The 18,514-nt window shown below is 59.4% G+C and carries 25 protein-coding genes and 1 tRNA gene; 12 read left to right on the top strand and 14 right to left on the bottom strand.

Annotation, left to right across the window (positions count from 1 at the left end; translation table 11 throughout):
* Window positions 1-47 precede the first annotated feature (47 nt).
* Window positions 48-131, bottom strand: a tRNA-Tyr gene (locus SIB92_RS06670).
* Window positions 132-269: 138 nt separating this feature from the next.
* Between SIB92_RS06670 and rlmB the strand changes: the two genes are divergently transcribed.
* From rlmB to SIB92_RS06655, 3 genes are all read left to right on the top strand, one after another.
* Window positions 270-1,049 (top strand): 23S rRNA (guanosine(2251)-2'-O)-methyltransferase RlmB, encoded by a 780-nt coding sequence (rlmB, locus tag SIB92_RS06665; protein ID WP_412555057.1) that lies wholly within the window; start codon window positions 270-272, stop codon window positions 1,047-1,049.
* A 106-nt stretch (window positions 1,050-1,155) separates the two neighbouring features.
* The gene (locus tag SIB92_RS06660) at window positions 1,156-1,515 is read left to right on the top strand and encodes a hypothetical protein (RefSeq protein ID WP_412555056.1); all 360 of its coding nucleotides are present in this window, start codon (window positions 1,156-1,158) and stop codon (window positions 1,513-1,515) included.
* A gap of 239 nt (window positions 1,516-1,754) precedes the next feature.
* Entirely contained in the window at window positions 1,755-2,222 is a 468-nt protein-coding gene (locus SIB92_RS06655; RefSeq protein WP_412555055.1) for a CoA-binding protein, read from the top strand.
* Here SIB92_RS06655 and SIB92_RS06650 read toward each other — a convergent pair.
* From SIB92_RS06650 to hisA, 7 genes are all read right to left on the bottom strand, one after another.
* Window positions 2,219-3,952, bottom strand: coding sequence for an ATP-binding protein (locus SIB92_RS06650; protein WP_412555054.1), 1,734 nt, complete (start codon window positions 3,950-3,952; stop codon window positions 2,219-2,221). The two genes, SIB92_RS06655 and SIB92_RS06650, sit on opposite strands and share 4 nt — an antisense overlap.
* Window positions 3,953-4,061: 109 nt before the next feature.
* A complete protein-coding gene (locus SIB92_RS06645; RefSeq protein ID WP_412555053.1) occupies window positions 4,062-4,598 on the bottom strand; it encodes a hypothetical protein in 537 nt (178 codons plus the stop codon).
* A 66-nt stretch (window positions 4,599-4,664) separates the two neighbouring features.
* The gene (locus SIB92_RS06640) at window positions 4,665-4,982 is read right to left on the bottom strand and encodes a phosphoribosyl-ATP diphosphatase (RefSeq protein WP_412555052.1); all 318 of its coding nucleotides are present in this window, start codon (window positions 4,980-4,982) and stop codon (window positions 4,665-4,667) included.
* A complete protein-coding gene (gene hisF, locus SIB92_RS06635) occupies window positions 4,979-5,776 on the bottom strand; it encodes an imidazole glycerol phosphate synthase subunit HisF (protein ID WP_295175491.1) in 798 nt (265 codons plus the stop codon). The genes SIB92_RS06640 and hisF overlap by 4 nt, the downstream gene beginning before the upstream one ends.
* An 84-nt stretch (window positions 5,777-5,860) precedes the next feature.
* Window positions 5,861-6,328, bottom strand: a complete 468-nt coding sequence (locus SIB92_RS06630; RefSeq protein ID WP_412555051.1) for a DUF2867 domain-containing protein — start codon at window positions 6,326-6,328, stop codon at window positions 5,861-5,863.
* A gap of 69 nt (window positions 6,329-6,397) precedes the next feature.
* The gene (locus tag SIB92_RS06625) at window positions 6,398-6,709 is read right to left on the bottom strand and encodes a hypothetical protein (protein WP_412555050.1); all 312 of its coding nucleotides are present in this window, start codon (window positions 6,707-6,709) and stop codon (window positions 6,398-6,400) included.
* On the bottom strand, window positions 6,706-7,428 hold the full coding sequence (hisA, locus tag SIB92_RS06620; protein ID WP_412555049.1) for a 1-(5-phosphoribosyl)-5-[(5-phosphoribosylamino)methylideneamino]imidazole-4-carboxamide isomerase: 723 nt from the start codon (window positions 7,426-7,428) through the stop codon (window positions 6,706-6,708). Before hisA ends, SIB92_RS06625 begins: the two co-directional genes overlap by 4 nt.
* A gap of 171 nt (window positions 7,429-7,599) precedes the next feature.
* Here hisA and SIB92_RS06615 point away from each other — a divergent pair, with 171 nt between their 5' ends.
* Window positions 7,600-7,992: a DUF2147 domain-containing protein gene (locus SIB92_RS06615; RefSeq protein WP_294114345.1), complete on the top strand. Its 393-nt coding sequence runs from the start codon at window positions 7,600-7,602 to the stop codon at window positions 7,990-7,992.
* A gap of 65 nt (window positions 7,993-8,057) precedes the next feature.
* On the opposite strand, the gene SIB92_RS06610 is transcribed toward SIB92_RS06615, so the two are convergent.
* Window positions 8,058-8,594 (bottom strand): peroxiredoxin-like family protein, encoded by a 537-nt coding sequence (locus tag SIB92_RS06610; RefSeq protein WP_412555048.1) that lies wholly within the window; start codon window positions 8,592-8,594, stop codon window positions 8,058-8,060.
* A gap of 93 nt (window positions 8,595-8,687) precedes the next feature.
* On the opposite strand from SIB92_RS06610, the gene SIB92_RS06605 reads away from it, so the two are divergent.
* Window positions 8,688-9,413: an AraC family transcriptional regulator gene (locus SIB92_RS06605; protein ID WP_412555047.1), complete on the top strand. Its 726-nt coding sequence runs from the start codon at window positions 8,688-8,690 to the stop codon at window positions 9,411-9,413.
* A gap of 76 nt (window positions 9,414-9,489) precedes the next feature.
* Here the strand turns inward: SIB92_RS06605 and hisH are convergent, their stop codons facing one another.
* Together hisH and SIB92_RS06595 are read right to left on the bottom strand one after the other, a co-directional pair.
* Window positions 9,490-10,128, bottom strand: a complete 639-nt coding sequence (gene hisH / locus SIB92_RS06600) for an imidazole glycerol phosphate synthase subunit HisH (protein ID WP_412555046.1) — start codon at window positions 10,126-10,128, stop codon at window positions 9,490-9,492.
* A gap of 82 nt (window positions 10,129-10,210) precedes the next feature.
* On the bottom strand, window positions 10,211-10,816 hold the full coding sequence (locus tag SIB92_RS06595) for a TetR/AcrR family transcriptional regulator (protein ID WP_412555045.1): 606 nt from the start codon (window positions 10,814-10,816) through the stop codon (window positions 10,211-10,213).
* A 97-nt stretch (window positions 10,817-10,913) separates the two neighbouring features.
* On the opposite strand from SIB92_RS06595, the gene SIB92_RS06590 reads away from it, so the two are divergent.
* Window positions 10,914-11,546: a DUF2306 domain-containing protein gene (locus SIB92_RS06590; protein WP_412555044.1), complete on the top strand. Its 633-nt coding sequence runs from the start codon at window positions 10,914-10,916 to the stop codon at window positions 11,544-11,546.
* A 55-nt stretch (window positions 11,547-11,601) separates the two neighbouring features.
* Here SIB92_RS06590 and hisB read toward each other — a convergent pair whose 3' ends face one another.
* Window positions 11,602-12,189 carry an imidazoleglycerol-phosphate dehydratase HisB gene (gene hisB, locus SIB92_RS06585; RefSeq protein WP_412555043.1) on the bottom strand — a complete coding sequence of 196 codons (588 nt, stop codon included), beginning with the start codon at window positions 12,187-12,189 and terminating at the stop codon, window positions 11,602-11,604.
* 131 nt (window positions 12,190-12,320) lie between these two features.
* Between hisB and SIB92_RS06580 the strand changes: the two genes are divergently transcribed.
* Together SIB92_RS06580 and SIB92_RS06575 are read left to right on the top strand one after the other, a co-directional pair.
* Window positions 12,321-12,560, top strand: a complete 240-nt coding sequence (locus SIB92_RS06580) for an Lrp/AsnC ligand binding domain-containing protein (protein ID WP_294114360.1) — start codon at window positions 12,321-12,323, stop codon at window positions 12,558-12,560.
* Window positions 12,561-12,583: 23 nt separating this feature from the next.
* The gene (locus SIB92_RS06575) at window positions 12,584-12,967 is read left to right on the top strand and encodes a nuclear transport factor 2 family protein (protein WP_412555042.1); all 384 of its coding nucleotides are present in this window, start codon (window positions 12,584-12,586) and stop codon (window positions 12,965-12,967) included.
* Here the strand turns inward: SIB92_RS06575 and guaD are convergent.
* Entirely contained in the window at window positions 12,964-14,250 is a 1,287-nt protein-coding gene (gene guaD / locus SIB92_RS06570) for a guanine deaminase (protein WP_412555041.1), read from the bottom strand. The two genes, SIB92_RS06575 and guaD, sit on opposite strands and share 4 nt — an antisense overlap.
* 143 nt (window positions 14,251-14,393) lie before the next feature.
* On the opposite strand from guaD, the gene mgtE reads away from it, so the two are divergent.
* A complete protein-coding gene (mgtE, locus tag SIB92_RS06565; protein WP_412555040.1) occupies window positions 14,394-15,782 on the top strand; it encodes a magnesium transporter in 1,389 nt (462 codons plus the stop codon).
* A gap of 13 nt (window positions 15,783-15,795) precedes the next feature.
* Window positions 15,796-16,353, top strand: coding sequence for a 5-formyltetrahydrofolate cyclo-ligase (locus SIB92_RS06560; RefSeq protein WP_412555810.1), 558 nt, complete (start codon window positions 15,796-15,798; stop codon window positions 16,351-16,353).
* Between the two features lie 3 nt (window positions 16,354-16,356).
* Here SIB92_RS06560 and SIB92_RS06555 read toward each other — a convergent pair whose 3' ends face one another.
* A complete protein-coding gene (locus SIB92_RS06555; protein ID WP_412555039.1) occupies window positions 16,357-16,614 on the bottom strand; it encodes a DUF333 domain-containing protein in 258 nt (85 codons plus the stop codon).
* Between the two features lie 150 nt (window positions 16,615-16,764).
* On the opposite strand from SIB92_RS06555, the gene SIB92_RS06550 reads away from it, so the two are divergent.
* Window positions 16,765-17,583, top strand: a complete 819-nt coding sequence (locus SIB92_RS06550) for a TIGR00282 family metallophosphoesterase (protein ID WP_412555038.1) — start codon at window positions 16,765-16,767, stop codon at window positions 17,581-17,583.
* Entirely contained in the window at window positions 17,570-18,472 is a 903-nt protein-coding gene (locus SIB92_RS06545; protein WP_412555037.1) for a DMT family transporter, read from the top strand. Before SIB92_RS06550 ends, SIB92_RS06545 begins: the two co-directional genes overlap by 14 nt.
* Window positions 18,473-18,514 lie beyond the last annotated feature (42 nt).

The raw sequence follows: 18,514 nt of genomic DNA, 5'->3' as shown, positions 1-18,514 counted from the left end.
CTCGCGGCCTGTCTGGCGGCACATATCGACATCGGAAGGGAAGAAAGTGGTGGGCGACCTTGGAATCGAACCAAGCGTGCGTCTCCGCGAGGGAGTTACAGTCCCCTGCCACACCTTGCGGCCTGTCGCCCACTTTCTTGAGGCCCGCTGGCCTCGGTGTGAGGGGGTATTTATTGGCAGTTGTTGGGGGCGTCAACCAGAAAATACCTTGCAGAGCCCGCTTCTTTTCCGCATTGGTGAACCCTCTATATTTTGAAGGTGTCAGAGCGATGAAAAAACCCAAATGGGTCGTGCAGAAAGAGCAGCAGAAACGCAAAGATGCGGCGGAAACCGTCTGGTTGTTTGGCCTGCACGCGGTGCGCGACGCTCTGGCGAATCCAAAACGTGAAAAATTGCGACTCATCGTGACCAAAAATGCTGCGGACAAGCTGGCAGAGGCCATCGCCGAGTCGGGCATGACGCCGGAGGTGGTGGACCCGCGCAAGTTCAACGCGCCGCTCGATCCACAATCCGTGCACCAGGGCGCCGCATTGGAAGTGAAGCCGCTCAACTGGGGTAAACTCTCGGATGTGGCTATTGCCAATGATGACCGTCCGCAACGCTTGATCCTGCTGGACCGCGTGACCGATCCGCATAACGTGGGTGCCATCCTGCGCTCCGCAGAAGTGTTTGGCGCCTTGGCGGTGATTGGCACCCGCCACAACTCCGCGCCTGAAACTGGCGCCTTGGCCAAAACCGCCAGCGGCGCGCTGGAACGTCAGCCCTATCTGCGCCTGCGCAACCTGGCGGACACGATCACCGAACTGCAGGCCATGGGGTATATCGTGTTGGGCATGGACGGTGAGGCGGAGGAGACCATCGAAACCGCCTTGGCAGGCCGCCACGATGCCCCCATCGCGCTGGTTCTGGGGGCCGAGGGACCGGGCTTGCGTCAGAAGACAAAAGAGACCGTGGATCAGCTGGTGAAGATTAACTTCGCAGGCGCCTTTGGCTCCCTCAACGTGTCCAATGCCGCCGCCGTGGCGCTCTATGCCACGTTGCCGCGCTAGGCACCACAAAGCCTTCTCCTTCTACAAATATCTCCGCCGGAGGCTCCCATCCGTGCCTCCGGATGCCTAGATGGGGTAGGCAGACCATCACTCAGAGGAGCGCGCGGTGCCCCATCCCTCCAAAATCGCCACCTGTTGCTATTGCGGCGCGCGGGCCGCGCTTGTGCTCGCGGGGGACACCCGTCACGAGCTCGCCTGCAGCAGCTGCGGCGCGCCTCTGCACAATCTTAAACAAATGCCTGTGCCGGCGCGGGGCAAAGAACCGGCACATTTTTCTCATCCGATACGCACGCCAAAGTCCAAGGGCAAACCTGCGCATAAGTCGGACAAACGCGCCGCGCACCCCAAGAAAACCTGGCACGACGCGCCTTACGACAAGAAGAAAAAAACCAAGAAGAAACGCGGTAAATGGGCCAAGGATCTGTTTGAGGATGTGTTTGACGTGATTGAGGATATTTTTGATTGAGCGGAAATCTGCCCAATCCGTTAACCACTTGTTCATGAGAATCTCGCACGCTCTTGTCATCCAATTCTGCGAACATACGTAGTGATGTAAGAGACACGGTTTACGGAGCTTCCGTGTTTCCCTTCACTGTCCCTCGTTCCGAACCTGCGCCCAAGATTCCCTCTTGGGCGCTTTTTTTGCCTGTTGTTCCCTGCGGGCTGCGCTAGGGTGCCGCCACCACTTGCTGACCGGGGCACACCATGACTGACACCGACGTTTTCCTGCGCGACATTCTCAAGCGCACCAAGACCATTGCCGTGGTGGGCGTGTCGATGAACCCGGTGCGGCCCAGCTATTATGTGGCGCGGTACCTGTCGCTTAAGGGCTACACCGTCATTCCGGTCAATCCCGGGCATGCAGGCAAAGAGCTGTTCGGCGCCACGGTGATGCCCAGCCTGAGCGCCATCGAGGCGCCGGTGGATATGGTCGACATCTTTCGCCGGTCCGAGGCGGTGCCGCCCATTGTGGACGAGGCGCTGGCGCAGTTTCCTGCCCTACAAACCATCTGGATGCAGATTGGCGTGGAACATGCCGAGGCGGCCGCTGTGGCGGAGGCGAAGGGCGTGGACGTGGTGATGAACCGCTGCCCCAAGATTGAGTATCAGCGTCTGTTTGGCGAGCTGCGCATGGGTGGTTTCAACACTGGCGTGATTTCGTCCAAACTTTAGGCGGCAGGTTTGCCCACCTTTGGACCCTTTACCAACTCGCCCATGATCTTGGACAACTCGTCTTTGCGGAAAGGCTTGCCCAGACAGGCGTTCATTCCGGCTTTCAGGTAAGCGTTGGTCTGCTCGGGCAGGATATTGGCAGAGAGCGCCACAATAGGCGTGCGCTGATTGGGCCCGGGATGCCCGCGCAGGATTTCCGTGGCCTCCATGCCGTCCATATCCAGTAACTGTATATCCATCAGGATCAGGTCATAGCGTTTCGCGGCACAACGCTGCAGAGCAGGGCGACCATCCTCCACCATGTCGACCACCACGCCCATGCTTTCCAGAAAGCGGCGCACAATCATCTGATTGGTGCGGTTGTCTTCCACAACCAGCACCTCAACGCCGTCAAAGCTCTCAGGCGCAACTGCGGCCATCTGGGGCGGGCTGGTTTCGGGGGGCTCGGCTGGCACCAGCGGGACGGTGAACCAGAAGGTGCTACCTTTGAACGGCGCGCTCTCCACGCCAATCTCCCCCTCCATGAGCTCCACCAGCTCTTTGGAGATCGACAGGCCGAGCCCGGTGCCGCCATAGCGCCGGTTGGTCGCCGAGCTGGCCTGTTCAAACTTGTTGAACACCCGCGCTTGTGCCTCTTGCGTCAGGCCAATGCCTTGGTCGCGCACGGCGACATAGAGCAGGCTGTCCCGAACGGACATCTCGAGCGTGACGGCCCCATCCTGAGAAAATTTGATCGCATTGCCCACAAGATTGGTAACCACCTGATTGAGCCGTGTCGGGTCGCCGGAAATCCAGGCGGGCACATCGGCGGCAATCTCGATGTTCAAAGACAGGTCTTTGGCCTTGGCCGCGCCAGATTGTCCGGCGGAAATCGCGGTTAAAAACTCGCGGGTGGAGAACGGAATGCTCTCGATGCTAATGCCATGGGCCGCGATCTTGGAATAGTCCAGAACATCATTGATCAATGTCATTAGGCTGCGGCCAGAGCTGCGCCCTGTGGCGACCAGTGACTTTTGATCTTCGGTCAGATCGGTCTCGTCCAGCAGCTGAAGAATGCCGGATAACCCATTGAGCGGTGTGCGAATTTCGTGGCTCATCTTGGCGAGAAATTCGCTCTTCTCGCGATCCGCGCGTTGTGCTTCATCCCGCAGCTCGATCAGGTGCAGCTCTTTGCGTTCGATCTCGTTGTGAAACAGGGTCAGGCCGGTCATAAGGGTCACCGCAACGGCGGCCACCACAACCATGGACCCAAGTGGCAGGTGATCCTGCCACAGCGCCGCAAGGATCAGGTTCACACTGATCACCCCGGTCGCCACCCACGCGGCGCGTTTGCCAACCAGCAGCAGCGCCAGCACGGGCGGACCAATCAGGAAGATTTCCTGGCGCCATTGGTACTGGGTGTCATAGGCCATCTGGATGTTTGTGTGGAACAGATAGAGACACACAAGTGCACTTGTCGCCAGCACCTTGCTTTTGGTGCGATGCCAGATGAGCGGCACAAAGAAATAGGCCAGCACACAGATCAAGGAGGCGATGGTGACCGAGGTGGAGAACTGACTGTCCGTGCTCAGAATATGCGCATTGTGCAGTGCCGCCACCGACCCGATAATGCCAGAGAACCCGCACAAAAGCTTTGCGCGCGTTTCCTCAAAACTGTGGTCCTGTTCCTGCTTCGGCCAGAAGTAATCCTGTAGCCGGGCAAGAACCCCATGTGGCGGTTTGCTGTTCATGACATGTTTGGTCTGGTTGCCTTGCTTCCTGTCATGCGGTTCCAAGTGTTAAATTTACCTGAAATCCGGCCGCCGCTTGCCCTTGTTTCGTTAAGAAATATCGGCATTTTTACTGTTTTCTGTCGGCCTGCACGACGTGGCGCTCCTCCCAGTTGTATCGGCTGTCTTCCAGTACCGGAGACCAGAACAAATAGCCGCCATAGCGCCAGGGGTCCAAAACGATGCCATCGCGCATCTTGCCCCCCTTGGCGCTCATCACAACGGTGCTGTGCTCGATCAGGATGGTGTCATGGTTGGCGATGGCGCGGTGCATGTCCAGCGTCTGAAACCCTTCCTGACGCAGGCGGGTTTGCAGATCATCCGCCCAGTGCCAGCACAACCCACGCGGGCGTAGGCCCTGATTGACCTTGGCGTTGTGCATCAGCGCGCCGTCGGTGACGTTGTAATCCTGCCGCAAGACCAGCGAGTAATTGTAAGCAATCTCCGCCGCCCGCGCCGCCTCGGCAGGGTCCACAACCGGATCAAGGGAGATCAACGCTTGGGTCAGGCCCGCGACATCGGCTGGCGCCTGTTTCTGAGGCGCGCCACACGCCACCAACACCACTGCCGCCAAAAGCGCCAGTCCCACCCGCAATTTTGCTATCATCTGCTCGCTGCCCCTTGGGTTTTTGCGCGACTATAATCGGAGGTGCGCAAATGCCCAAGTGTTTGCTTAGCCTTTGGGGCGCGCGGCTTTCTCGGCCACACCGCTAATGCCCTGACGCCGCGCCAGTTCCGCCAGCACATCGTCCAGCGCCACATCGCGCGCTTCCAGCATCACTAGCAGGTGATACAGCACATCCGCCGCCTCGTAGGTCAGCTTGTCCTTGTCACCTTTCACGGCTTCAATCACCGCTTCAATGGCTTCCTCGCCGAACTTCTCGGCGCATTTTTCAGGCCCTTTGGCCAGAAGTTTGGCGGTCCAGCTGCTTTCCGGGTCCGCCTTGGCACGCTCGGCAATGGTGATGGCCAGATCGTTTAGAACACTCATGTCAGCCTCATCGGAATACCGGCGTCATGCATATATTGCTTGGCTTCTTGCACGGTGTATTCGCCAAAGTGGAAAATCGACGCCGCCAAAACCGCGCTGGCCCCGCCTTTGGTCACCCCTTCCACAAGGTGATCCAGGTTGCCCACGCCGCCGGAGGCGATTACCGGCACATTCACCGCGTCGCTGATCGCTTTGGTCAAAGGCAGGTTGAATCCCGCCTTGGTGCCATCGCGGTCCATCGAGGTGAGCAGGATTTCCCCGGCGCCTTTGGCCACCACCAGCTTGGCAAACTCTACCGCATCGATCGGGTTGCCATCTTTATCCAGGGCCGCTTTGCGTCCGCCATGGGTGAAGATGCCCCATTTGTTAGGCTCGCCGTTTTCGTCATGTCCAATGGTCTTGGCGTCAATGGCACAGACAATGCACTGGCTGCCAAACTGCGCAGAGGCCTCGGCAATCACATCCGGATTGGCCACCGCCGCAGAGTTGAAGCTCACCTTGTCCGCCCCTGCAAGCAACAGGCGACGCACATCGGCCACGGTGCGCACGCCACCGCCCACGGTCAGCGGTACAAAACACTGCTCCGCGCAGCGTTGCACCATATCAATCATCACACCGCGATTGTCGTGGGTCGCATGGATGTCCAGAAAACAGATTTCGTCGGCGCCAGCGGCGTCATAGGCGCGGGCGGCCTCCACCGGATCACCAGCATCGCGCAGGCCAACAAAATTCACGCCTTTGACCACACGGCCATCAGCGACATCCAGACAGGGAATGATACGGGTCTTCAGCATATCGGAGCTTTCTCAAAGCGTTGCGCCTCTCCTTAGCGTGGCAGGGCGCAACGTGCAATCTGAGACAGGTACCACAAGCCGGGTTCAGGCCGCCCGTGCCACTCGCACCAGCGCATCCCGCGCAATCAAAATGTGAAACGGCATGATTGTCGCCAGATACATCCGCCCAAACAAGTTGTTGCGGTGCACCCAGGTGGCGACAAACACCTTGCCGCCTTCGGACAGCACCGACACGCGGAAATTCAGGTGGCTGTCGTCAAAGCCGGCAATCACTTCGGTGTCGCTTTCACTCTCCACTGGAAAGATGCCTACACAGTCTTTTCCTTCGGGAGCCTCGGTGCGCAAGCCAAAGGGCTTGACCAAAACGGTCCGCAAGTTGGCCAACATCTGCGCCCAGCCGGGGAAATTTGTCACAATCTCCGCAGCCTGGCGCGGCGGCATATCGCTGTCGATGCAATAGCAATCCAGAAAGTCCTTCGCACCTATGCGCGCGTGCAGATCGCTGCTTTCCGGAAGCGGGGTGGCGGTGACATCAAAGAATGAAACGGACATCGGCGTCTCCTGAGTTGTTCGCGCACTCAACTTGGGAGCCACAACAGGAAACGCCAAGGCGTCAGAAGGTCACGCCTCTCCGTCAGAGGGTGCGTGTTTGCGCCGCATGTCTTGGGCAACCATGACCAACAGTGTCAGCACAATCACAAATCCCACCGGCATGGTCAGCAGCACGAATCCAGCATTGGAATAGGCGGCGTTGAGTTGGCTGCCGATGTTCTCGCCATCGACCCAGCACCCGTCGGTGTGCATCGCCATGCCAAACTTGCAGCCATGGGCCTCCGCCGTGCTTTGGGCCCACCACACCAGATAGGCTGGCCACACACAGGCGGCCAGCAACAGGCTCAAGACGCCATAGGCAAACTTGCGCCGCAGTCTCACGCTTTCAAAACTTTGAGCGCTTCGCCCAGATCAATCGCGCCATCATACAGCGCACGGCCGGAAATCGCGCCGTTCAGCTCTGCGCCACAACTTTTTAACGCTTTCAGATCCTCAACAGAGCTCACGCCGCCGCTGGCGATCACCGGGATCGACACCGCTTTGGCCAGTGCCGCAGTGGCCTCGACGTTGGGGCCCTTCATCGCGCCGTCGCGCAGGATGTCGGTGTAGATGATCGCGCACACGCCATCGTCCTCAAACGACTTCGCGAGATCCACAACGTCCACATCGGTTTCTTCCGCCCAGCCTTTTGTTGCCACTTTGCCGTTGCGCGCATCAATGCCCACGGCGACTTTGCCTGGGAACTCTTTGGCCGCCTCACGCACCAAGTCCGGGTTCTCTACAGCCACGGTGCCGAGGATCACGCGCGACAGGCCTTTGCCAATCCAGCGCTCAATGGTGGCCATGTCGCGAATGCCGCCGCCCAGCTGTGCAGGTACGTTGGTCTGCTTGAGGATCTCTTCCACCGGCGTGGCGTTGATCGGAATGCCGGCAAAGGCTCCGTTCAGGTCCACCAGATGCAGCCACTCACAGCCCGCTTCGACAAATTCCAGCGCCTGCGCGGCCGGGTTCTCGTTGAACACGGTTTCCTTGTCCATGTCGCCATGCAGCAGGCGCACGGCATTGCCATCTTTGAGGTCAATTGCGGGATAAAGGATCATGGAGCAGGGGCCTTCTTATCATGTCGCGCCGAAACCGGCTGTTAAGATTGGTTTTGCATGGTGCCGTCAAAATTGCAACGCGGCGAGACATCTCCACCTGACCCAAAGTCAGGGTTGATGCGACTCATAGGCTTGCCGCAGAGTTTCGGGCAAATACACGGGAGGAAAATCATGAAAAAAACGCTAATGGCTGCGGCCATGACGCTTGTTGGGGCCACAGCGGCCTTCGCAGACCCAATTTATGGCACCTGGAAAACCATTCCGGATGACAACGGCAACTACGGCCTGATCTCTGTCGCCGCTTGCGGCAGCAAGATTTGCGGCACGCTGGCCAAATCCTTCAACCCGGATGGCAGCGAGCTGAACTCGCCCAACAACGGCCGCAAGATCATCTGGGATATGGTTAACGACGGCGGCGGCAACTACAGCGGCGGCAAAGTCTATTCGCCGGATCGTGACAAAACCTACAAAGGCAAGCTGGTGCTTTCCGGCAATTCGCTGGCCGTCAGCGGCTGTGTGCTGGGCATCTGCCGCAGCGGTGGCAGCTGGAGCCGCGTGAAGTAAGCGGCCTATCAAACACAGGAAAGGCGCGGCAGGACCGCGCCTTTTTTTGTTCGCTTTGAGGCTGGTTACACCGCGCCGGTGTATTCGCCGCGCGCCGGGTAGTCGTTCTTGATCGCAAAATCCAACGCCCCCAGAAGCTCGCTGAAATGCGGACGCACAAACGGCATGGTCTGCACGGAGCCATAGTACAGCGCCTGTTCCGGGCTCACCATGAACAGACCCGGCTCGCTGAACAGCGCAGGCTCTTCAATGCCAATCGAGGTTTTGCCGCGCGAGGTGGAGATATACAGACCCCAGTCCTTCGCCACATCCAGCGGCAGGTCATAGGCAATGCGCAGGCCGGTGGCACCGATTTTCGCCGCCATGTCCTTGGCGCGCTCTTCGCCATCGCTGCTCACGGCCACACAAGTCACACCGCGCTCGGCCAAGGCTTCCACCAGCTTTTCCAGCTCTTTCAGGTAGGTGGCGCAGATCGGGCAGTGCAGGCCGCGATAGAAACACACAACCGTGCCGCGTTCAGAGCCTTCCGCGGCCAGGTCAAAGGTGCCGCCGCCCACCAGTGGCAGGCTCAGGTTGGGAGTTTTTTGACGGGGGATCAGCATAGGATTGTCCTCTTGTTTGTGCTTGCTGGACATATTGTCGGTTTTTGTGTCAAGTAAATCCGATTGATCGTGCATAAAATCCGGAATCCCCACATGGACCGCCTGACGACACTTGTTGAGAAGTTTCACCTCACCGTGCATCCCGCCACGTTGGCGGATGCCAACCTTATTGCCAAAGCAGGCGAGGATGGTACCCCGGCGCGGGTGGTGTTTCTGACGCGCGGTACCTGTACGACGTCATGCGCAGGCGAGGTGCTCTTTGCCGCGCATGTGGATTGGATGGGGTTGACCAATCCTTTGATGGCGGCCCTGCCGGATGAAGTGCGCTATGACCTCAGTGGCGAAGAAGACAGCCGCGCCCTGGTACGCCTAATGGCAGAGGAAACCACCGCCAACCGTTGCGGTGCGCAATCGGTGATCAATCGCCTTGGCGAAGCCCTCATGGTACGCTTGCTGCGGGATCAAATTTCCCAAGGCACCACCGATGTTGGCCTGCTGGCGGGTCTGGCGGACCCGCGTCTCAGCCGCGCTATCGTCGCCATGCATGATTTTCCAGGCCGGGTCTGGAGCAACGCCGACCTCGCGCGGGAAGCGGGCCTGTCCCTGTCACGGTTTGCCGAACTCTTTGCCCAAACGGTGGGCGAAACCCCGATGGGCTACTTGCGCCGCTGGCGGCTTATTCTAGCGCATCAAGACATCACCCGCGGCGACCGCGTCGATGCGGTGGCCCGCCGTTATGCCTACAACAGCCCGGAAAGTTTCACCCGCGCCTTTCGCAAAGCCCATGGCGTCGCCCCCACCGCCCTGCGCGCGGCCTGACCTTCATTTGGCCAAAAATATCCCGGGGTGAATTGCGCGTCAGCGCAAGAGGGGCTGGCCCCTCCTGCATTCCAGCTTAGGGCGCCCAGGTCAGAAAGTTGCCAATCATGCGCAAGCCAATGTCCTGACTCTTTTCCGGGTGGAACTGCATGCCCACCATCGTGTCGCGCCCAATGATGGCGGTCACATCGCCACCATAGTCCACATGCGCCAACCGCTCCTCTGGCTTGGTCACGTGGAACTGGTAGGAGTGCACAAAATAGGTGTGGTCACCGCTTTTGATGCCATCAAGCAGCGCGTGCGGGTGGTCGATCACCAGATTGTTCCAGCCCATGTGCGGCACTTTTAGGCTGGCATCACTGGGTTCAATCTTCTCAACATCGCCTTCGATCCAGCCCAGCCCCTGGGTCAGCTCATATTCATGACCGCGCGACGCCATCAACTGCATGCCGACACAAATGCCCAGAAACGGTCGGCCTTTGCCTTCGACCGCCTCCACCATCGCGTCATAGATACCTTTGTGCCCACGCAGCTCTGCGGCGCAGGCCGGAAACGCGCCGTCGCCTGGCAGCACCAAACGGTCCGCCTTGGCCACCACATCCGCATCCGAGGTCACAACAACCTCGCCGCCATGCACCTCTGCGGCCATCCGTTGAAAGGCTTTTTCGGCAGAGTGCAGGTTGCCGCTTTCATAATCGATGATCGCTGTGAGCATGATCTTGGTCCCGTTTTACGTGTCGCTTCCAAGTGAAGCGAAACGCCGCGCGGGTCAAGAGGCTGCGGGGCAGGGCGGCGCTTTAGGTCTTGGCCTGTGTGCCAATCCGGTCAACCAGCGCCATGACCGCCTCAAACGGGCTGTCCTCAATTGGCATGGAGGTGCAACCAAACTCGCCGCCAATATAGAGCAGCGTAAAGCCGTGAATCAGTGACCAGACCTGTGCCTCCACGAGATGCGGGTCTTCGCCGTCTGGCACAAACGGCGCGCAGACCCCGCGTAAAATTAGGTAGGCCTCGGCTTCTTCGCGGTTGTCTTTACGCGGCGCATGGATGCCCAGCCCATGTTCGCCAAACATCACCTTCAACAGACCGCTGTGGCTCAATCCAAACTGCAAATAACCGCGACAGATGCTGCGCAGACGTTCGCGGTCAGTCTGCTCTCCTGCTTCAATCGCGTCCGTCATGTATTCGGAAAATATATCAAAACCTTCTTCAGCGATGGCAGTGATCAACCCCGGTAAACCAGCGAAGTGATGTGCGGGGGCCGCGTGGGACACGCCAGCGCGGGCGGCACATTTGCGCAACGTGAGCGCTTCCAGCCCGCCTTCTTCCAGCAGGTCAATGCCCGCCTGGATCAGCGCGCGTTTGAGGTCTCCGTGGTGGTGGCGGGTTTTTGCTGTGCTCATGGCCACAAACTAATCTGTGACTTGACAGTGTCAAGCAGCTCTGGTTTTTACAGTGTCAAGATTAACTTTACAGTGTCAAATTTGATCGGAGTGTCCCATGTATCCCATCCCCAAACGCCCACTGTTGCCGCGCAGCCTGCCGCTGATCTGGTTCTTGTCGATCGCCATTGCCTTGGCTTCCATGCGGTTTCTGATTGCTGATATCGCTGTGGTGATGCCGATCATGCTGCATCACGCGTTGGAACGGCCGATCCTGCTTTACGGTCATATCGCGCTCGCCCCTGTGGCCTTGGCGCTCTTGCCTTTGCAGTTCAGCACCAAGCTGCGCCTGCGCCGCCCGCACCTGCACCGCTGGCTTGGACGGCTCTACGGGCTGATGATCCTGCTCTCCGGCCTGTCTGGTTTCTTCCTGGCGTTGCGCACCGAAGAGGGGCCTGTCGCAGCCTCTGGCCTCGCCGCGCTTGCAGTGGCCTGGCTCAGCTCCACTGCCGTGGCGGTCTACCTGGCCATCCAGCGCGACATCCCAGCCCACCGCCGCTGGATGATCCGCTCAGCGGCGCTAACCCTGTCCGCCGTCACTTTGCGGCTCTACCTGCCAATTGGCGAACTTACAGTGGGGTTTGACAACGCTTACCCGCTGATCTGCTGGGCCTGCTGGGTGCCGAACATGTTCATTGCCGAATGGCTGATCCGACGGGACGTCCCCCATAGCCCTTTGCAGCCCGCCTAGAAAAGCAAAAGCCCGCGCGAGGCGGGCTTTCTCACGTCTTCGATTGTAACCTGCCTTACAGCGCGCCTTTGGTGGATGGGATGGCATCCGCCTTGCGCGGGTCCACTTCCACCGCCTCACGCAGCGCACGGGCGACGGCCTTGAAGGTGGCCTCGGCAATGTGGTGGCTGTTGAAGCCGTGGATCTGATCCACGTGCAGCGTGATCCCGCCGTGGGTGGCAAAGCCCTGGAAGAATTCGCGCACCAGCTCGGTGTCAAATGTTCCAATCTTTTGGGTGGGCATGTCTAGATTCCAGATCAGGAACGGACGCGCGGACAGATCAAGGCTCGCCCGCACCTGCGCATCGTCCATTGGCAGGTGGCAAGTGGCATAGCGACGGATGCCTTTCTTGTCGCCCAAGGCCTGCGTCAGCGCCTGACCCAGCGAGATACCCACATCTTCCACCGTGTGGTGGTCATCGATGTGGTAATCGCCCTCGGCACGGATGGTCATGTCAATCAGGCTGTGGCGCGACAGCTGATCCAGCATGTGGTCAAAGAAGCCCACGCCGGTCTGGTTGTCATAGGTGCCGGTTCCGTCGAGATTGATCTCCACGGTGATCTTGGTTTCCGCAGTGGTGCGGCTCACGCTTGCCTGACGCATCTGGTCATCCTTCGCTGATAGTCGGCCACCTTATAGGCAGCCCTCCCGCGCGGGCCAAGGGGGCGCAGTTTGCGATTGTGGTCAGGGTGGCATTTGTGCCAGCTTACACCCAAACCGACATGAGGGCTTTTATGACCACCTGCGTCTTTATCCAGATCCGCTGCAAACCCGGCACCACCTACCGCGTGGCCGAAGAGATCGCACTAAAAGAAATCCACTCCGAGCTGCACTCCACCAGCGGCGACTATGACCTGCTGATGAAGCTCTACATCCCCGAAGGTGAGGATGTGGGCAAATTCATCAACCACCATATGCTCGACATTCCCAACATCGAACGCACCTTGACGACATTGACGTTCAAAGCGTTCTAGACCCTGCCATACAGGAGACCGCCATGGCCGATTTGGAAACTAACAAAGCCAGCGCTATGGCGCTCTACGATCTGATGTTCAATCAGAACAAGCCACGTGAGGCCGCAGAGGCTTACCTTGGCGACGAGTACATTCAGCACAATCCGCATGTGGGCGACGGCAAAGAGGCTTTCATCGCTTACTTTGAGCGTATGGCGGCAGAGTATCCCGGCAAGAAGGTGCACTTCAAACGTGCTATTGCTGAGGGCAACATGGTGGTGTTGCACTGCCATCAGGAATGGCCGGGCGACGAAGACTACGCCGGCATCGACATCTTCCGCTTTGACGACAACGGCAAGATTGTGGAGCACTGGGATGTGTTGCAAACCATCCCAGCGACGTCTGCCAACGATAACGGGTTGTTCTAGACGGGGGTCCCGTTGATCCAGGTGGCGGCGATGGCGCGGTCATCGCCCATCATGATGGTTGGGAAGAGCGCTTCCCAAATGTCATTGGCCCGCGCGGACCGCTGCGCAATCTCCGGCGTGCTTTCCAAGTCCAGCACCACCAGATCGGCCTCCATGCCGACAGCCAGATTGCCAATCTTATCTTCCATATGCAGCGCCCGTGCGGAGCCCTGTGTGGCCAGCCACATCAGTTCTGCCGCGTGCAGAGGGTTGTGCCGCAGCTGCCCAACTTCATAGGCGCTCGCCATGGTGCGCAACATCGAAAAACTGGACCCGCCGCCGGTGTCACTCGCCAGACCCACGCGCTGACCTGCTGCCATCAGCCCGCCCATGTCAAACAGGCCGGACCCGATGAAGGTGTTAGAGGTCGGGCAGTGGATCAAACCAGCCCCAACCTCGCGCAGCCGATCCCTCTCGCGCTCTTCCAAATGGATGGCATGACCATAGAGGCCTTTTTCGCCCAAGAGACCAAATTGCTCGTAGGTGTCCAAGTAATCCCGTGCATCCGGGAACAGTTCCGCCACCCAGGCAATCTCGTCGGTTTGCTCACTCAAATGGGTCTGCATCAAGCAGTCCGGATGCTCTGCCCAAAGACTGCCAAGCGCCTCCAACTGTTCCGGTGTGGAGGTCGGCGAAAACCGGGGTGTGATGGCGTAGCTGATCCGGTCCACGCCGTGCCAGCGTTCAATCAGGGCTTTGCTGTTGTCATAGGCACTTTGCGGCGTGTCACGCAGTCCTTCTGGCGCGTTGCGATCCATACAGGTCTTGCCCGCAATCACGCGCTGACCCCGCGCTTGGGCGGCCTCAAAGAAGGCGTCGACCGATTCCGGGTGAATGGTGCAGTAGCTCGCCATGGTGGTCACGCCGTGTTTGGCGGTGAGGTCGAGATAGGTGTTGGAAATCTGATCCGCATAGGCCCGGTCGCCAAAGCGCATCTCTTCGGGGAAGGTGTAGCTGTTGAGCCAGTCAATCAGCCGTTTGCCCCAACTCGCAATGATGCCGGTCTGCGGGTAATGCACATGGGCATCGACAAACCCCGCAGAGATCAGCTTGTCGCCATAGTCGACAACTTCCGCAGTGGGGTAGGCCGCGCGCATCGCGTCCGCAGTGCCAACCGCGACAATGCGGCCTCCCTCCACAACAACCCCACCATGTGTCTCATGCCGAGCGGCGTCGACACCGGCCTCAAACGGATTGGCGGCAAAGCTCAGCGTCTGCCCAAGCAGTAGGGTCTGTGCGCACATAATTCTCTCCAATCTCTTGAGGGCGGGTCTTTTTTCGGCCCCAACCGGTCGTGTCCCATTGAGTCCCAGCTTTGATTTAATCTATGGTCCGCAGCAAGTCCAAGACCACAAAAACTGGTCTCTCGCCAAAAAAGGAGCGCGTCATGTCCAACACAGAGTTGCAGACCGCCCCCGAATTGGACGTGGAAGACTACACCCTGTCCAAAAAACTTGTGGCCGGCGTGCTCTATGCATTGGAAGCACAGGACCGCGCCACGCTGGTCGAACTGACAGAGCCTCTGCATCCGGCCGACATCGCCGACCTTCTGGAACAGATCAACCCCTATGACCGCCGCCGCCTTGTGGAGCTGTACGGCGAAGAGTTTGACGGGGACATCCTGTCGGAACTTGACGAAGGTCTGCGCGAAGAGGTCATGGGCATCCTCAATCCTGAGGTGTTGGCCGAGGCGGTGCGGGAGCTGGAAAGCGACGACATCGTGGATCTGGTTGAGGATCTCGATGAACCGGCGCAGGAAGCCATCCTTGAAACGCTGGAAGATGCCGACCGTGTCGCGGTGGAGCAGGCGCTCAGTTATCCGGAGAACACCGCTGGCCGTTTGATGCAGCGTGAAACCGTCTGTGCGCCTGAGCACTGGACGGTGGGGCAGGCGATTGATTACCTGCGCAATGCCGAGGAACTGCCGGAGCAGTTCTATCACGTGATCCTTGTGGACCCGCGTATGAAACCCATCGGCAATGTGACTTTGGGCAAGCTGATGTCGTCCCGTCGGGATCTGCCACTCACAGACCTGATCGAAGACGTGTTCCAGATCATCCCGGTGACTCAGGACGAAGAAGACGTCGCCTACGCCTTCAACCAGTATCACCTGATCTCCGCCCCTGTGGTGGATGAGGACGACCGTCTGGTCGGGGTGATCACCATTGATGACGCCATGGTGGTGCTCGATGAGGAGCACGAGGAAGACATCTTGCGTATGGCGGGGGTGAGTGACGAGGCCAGCCTGTCTGACACCATCGTTGATGCCGCCAAAGGCCGCGCGACCTGGCTGTTTGTGAACTTGCTGACCGCCGTTTTGGCCTCCGGCGTAATCAACCTCTTTGCCGATACTGTGGATCAGATGGTGGCCCTTGCTGTGCTGATGCCGATTGTGGCCTCCATGGGGGGCAATGCAGGCACGCAGACCATGACTGTGACGGTGCGGGCGCTGGCGACCAAAGACCTCACCGCGCAGAACGCCTGGCGGGTAATCCGGCGGGAGGTATCTGTTGGGGCGCTCAATGGCGCGCTCTTTGGACTGATCATGGCGGGGGTGGCCGGTGTCTGGTTTGGTGTGCCGATGTTGGCGCTTGTGATTGCTGTCGCCATGTTCCTCACCCAGATTGCCGCGGCGCTGGGCGGGATCCTGATCCCCATGGCACTGGAACGCATGAACATCGACCCGGCCTTGGCCTCTGGCCCCTTTGTCACCACGGTGACCGACGTGGTGGGCTTCTTCCTCTTCCTCGGGCTGGCCGCCCATGTGCTGCTTTAGTGTGGAGACATTGCTGATGGACCTGACAGAACAAAAAGCTGCCGCGCGCAAAGCCGCCTTCGCCCGCCGCAAAGACGCCTTTGCCAATGCGGGCCCGGGACAGTCCGCGCATCTCTCCGAAGTGCTGGCAGGCTACCGTGGTGTGCCCCTCGCAGGCTACATGCCCATCCGCACAGAAATCTCTCCGCTCGCAGCCATGGCCGAGGCCTCAGCCCACGGCCCAGTCGGGGTGCCCGTGATCCAGGGCGAAGCCATGCCGCTTGAGTTCTCCATCTGGGAACCGGATGGCGCCCTGCGTGACGGCCCCTTTGGCGCAAAAGTGCCTGTCGAGGACAACTACTTTGACCCGGAGATCGTGATTGTGCCGCTGGTGGCCTTTGACATTAAAGGCGGACGGCTTGGTTATGGCGGGGGGTTCTATGACCGCACACTGGAGCGCCTACGGTCTCGCCGCGCCACATTGGCAATCGGCTTTGCCTTTGACGCACAAGAGGCTGACCATTTGCCTTTGGAAGACACCGATCAGCCTCTCGATATCATGATCACGGAAACCCGCATCATCGAGTTCTAAACCTTAGAGGTCCGGGTTCGCCCCGGTCGCATTGGTGCGGAAATACTCCCAAGCATCCTGCTCGCCGCCACCTTTGAACTTACAGACACCGTATTCGTTACCTTCGGCATCCTTGCGGATCTCATAGCCGTGCCCCTGGTTGATACAGAAGGTTGCGGCGGGGTTAGCCGCATCCGCCGCTTGGTTGGGGGATGAATAGTCGTCACAGGCGGCCAGCGTTGCCAGCGCGCTCACCGCGGTCAGGGTCAAAATTGGTTTCATCAAAAACATCCTGTGTTGTCGGGTCTTGCCTCAATCTATCGCGCAAATGGTGTGACACAAGCCTTTGGCACACGTCACCTTGCCGCGTTACGCCACATTCCGCCGGTCGCACTCTTGCCAAGCGCGACAACCCGCCCTAGGACCAAGCCCATGAAGATGCTTTTCCTCGGTGATGTGATGGGTCGCGCCGGACGCGCGGCTGTGGTGGAACGCCTGCCCAAGCTGCGCGAAGACTGGCGGCTGGATTTTGTCGTGATCAACGGCGAAAACGCCTCCAACGGCATGGGGCTATCTGGCGCCCACGCCAAGGCGCTGCTCGATGCAGGGGCTGATTGCATCACGCTGGGTGATCATGCCTTTGACCAGAAAGACATGCTGCAATTCATCCAGAATGAACCGCGTGTCATCCGCCCATTGAACTACGCCCGCGGTGATGTGCCGGGCAAAGGCTTCCGTGTATTCAACGCCCAAGGCGGTCGCAAAGTGCTGGTGACCCAGGCGCTGGGCCAGGTGTTTATGAAACAGCCCTATGGCGATCCGTTTTCGGCCGTGGATCAGGTGCTGCGCTCTCATCCGCGCGGTGGACTGGTGCAGGCGGCGATTGTCGACATGCATTGCGAAGCCACCTCTGAGAAAATGGGCATGGGGCATTTCTGTGATGGCCGCGTCAGCCTTGTGGTGGGCACCCACACGCATATCCCGACAGCAGACACCCAAATCCTGCCCGGCGGCACCGCGTTTCAGGCGGACGCCGGCATGTGTGGCGACTACAACTCGGTGATTGGCATGCAGAAAGAAGAGCCCATGCGCCGCTTTGTGACCGGCATGCCAAAATCGCGCTTTACGCCTGCGCTGGGCGAAGCCACGCTGTCCGGAGTCTACGTGGAAACCGACGACCGCACCGGAGCGGCGACCCGCATCGAAATGGTGCGCCAAGGCGGTCGGTTGAGCCAGTGTGGCCCTTCCTAAGGTGCCACCGGTCTACTGGATCTTTGTTCTTTTGGCGATTGGCACCGGCTGGGGCCTGACACAGCCCTTGGCCAAAATCGCCGTTTCAGAAGGTTATGAGCCGCTTGGCCTGATTTTCTGGCAACTTGTGATTGGCGCGGCGTTCCTGTTTGTGCTGAGGCTGGTCACGGGCAAATCCGTTGCCCTGCCGCGAAACAAGCTGTGGTTCTTCACCTTGATCGCCTGCCTTGGCACCATCATTCCCAACAGCTTTTCCTACCGCGCCGCGGCGGAGTTGCCCTCCGGTGTAATGTCGATTGTGATCTCGCTGGTGCCGATGTTTGCCTTTCCCATCGCTCTGCTGATGGGCACCGACCGGTTCAATTGGCTTCGCCTTGGGGGCTTGGTGGCCGGCCTCATTGGTGTGATCATTCTTGCCGAGCCCGAAGCTTTGCCAGACCCGGCCATGGTGGCCTTCCTCCCGATCGCTGTGGTTGGCCCGCTGTGTTATGCCTTTGAGGGCAATGTGGTGTCCAAATGGGGCATGCACGGATTGGGCGCGGGCCACGTGCTCTATGGCGCTTCTGTTGTCGGGGCCGTCCTCGCGCTGCCGCTGGCTTTGGCCTCTGGCCAATTCATTGACCCGCGCACCGAGTGGAACGCGCCCGAATATGCGTTGGTCTTGTCGTCCGTGATCCATGCCTGTGTTTACACCGCCTATGTCTGGCTGGTGTCCCGCGCCGGTGCCGTCTTTGCCGCGCAAGTCAGCTATGTCGTCACCGGCAGCGGCGTTCTCTGGGCCATGCTGCTGCTCAAAGAACAGTATTCGCTCTGGGTCTGGGCGGCATTGGGGCTGATCCTGGTGGGCATGACATTGGTGCGGCCACGTATCCAAGCCGAAACCGCCTAAAATCTCTTGCCCGACAGGGGCTTCATGGTAAATGTTGGCCGC

This window comes from Shimia sp. MIT1388, assembly GCF_047124445.1.
Taxonomy (GTDB): domain Bacteria; phylum Pseudomonadota; class Alphaproteobacteria; order Rhodobacterales; family Rhodobacteraceae; genus Shimia.
This window is presented reverse-complemented; position numbering and strand designations above follow the sequence as displayed.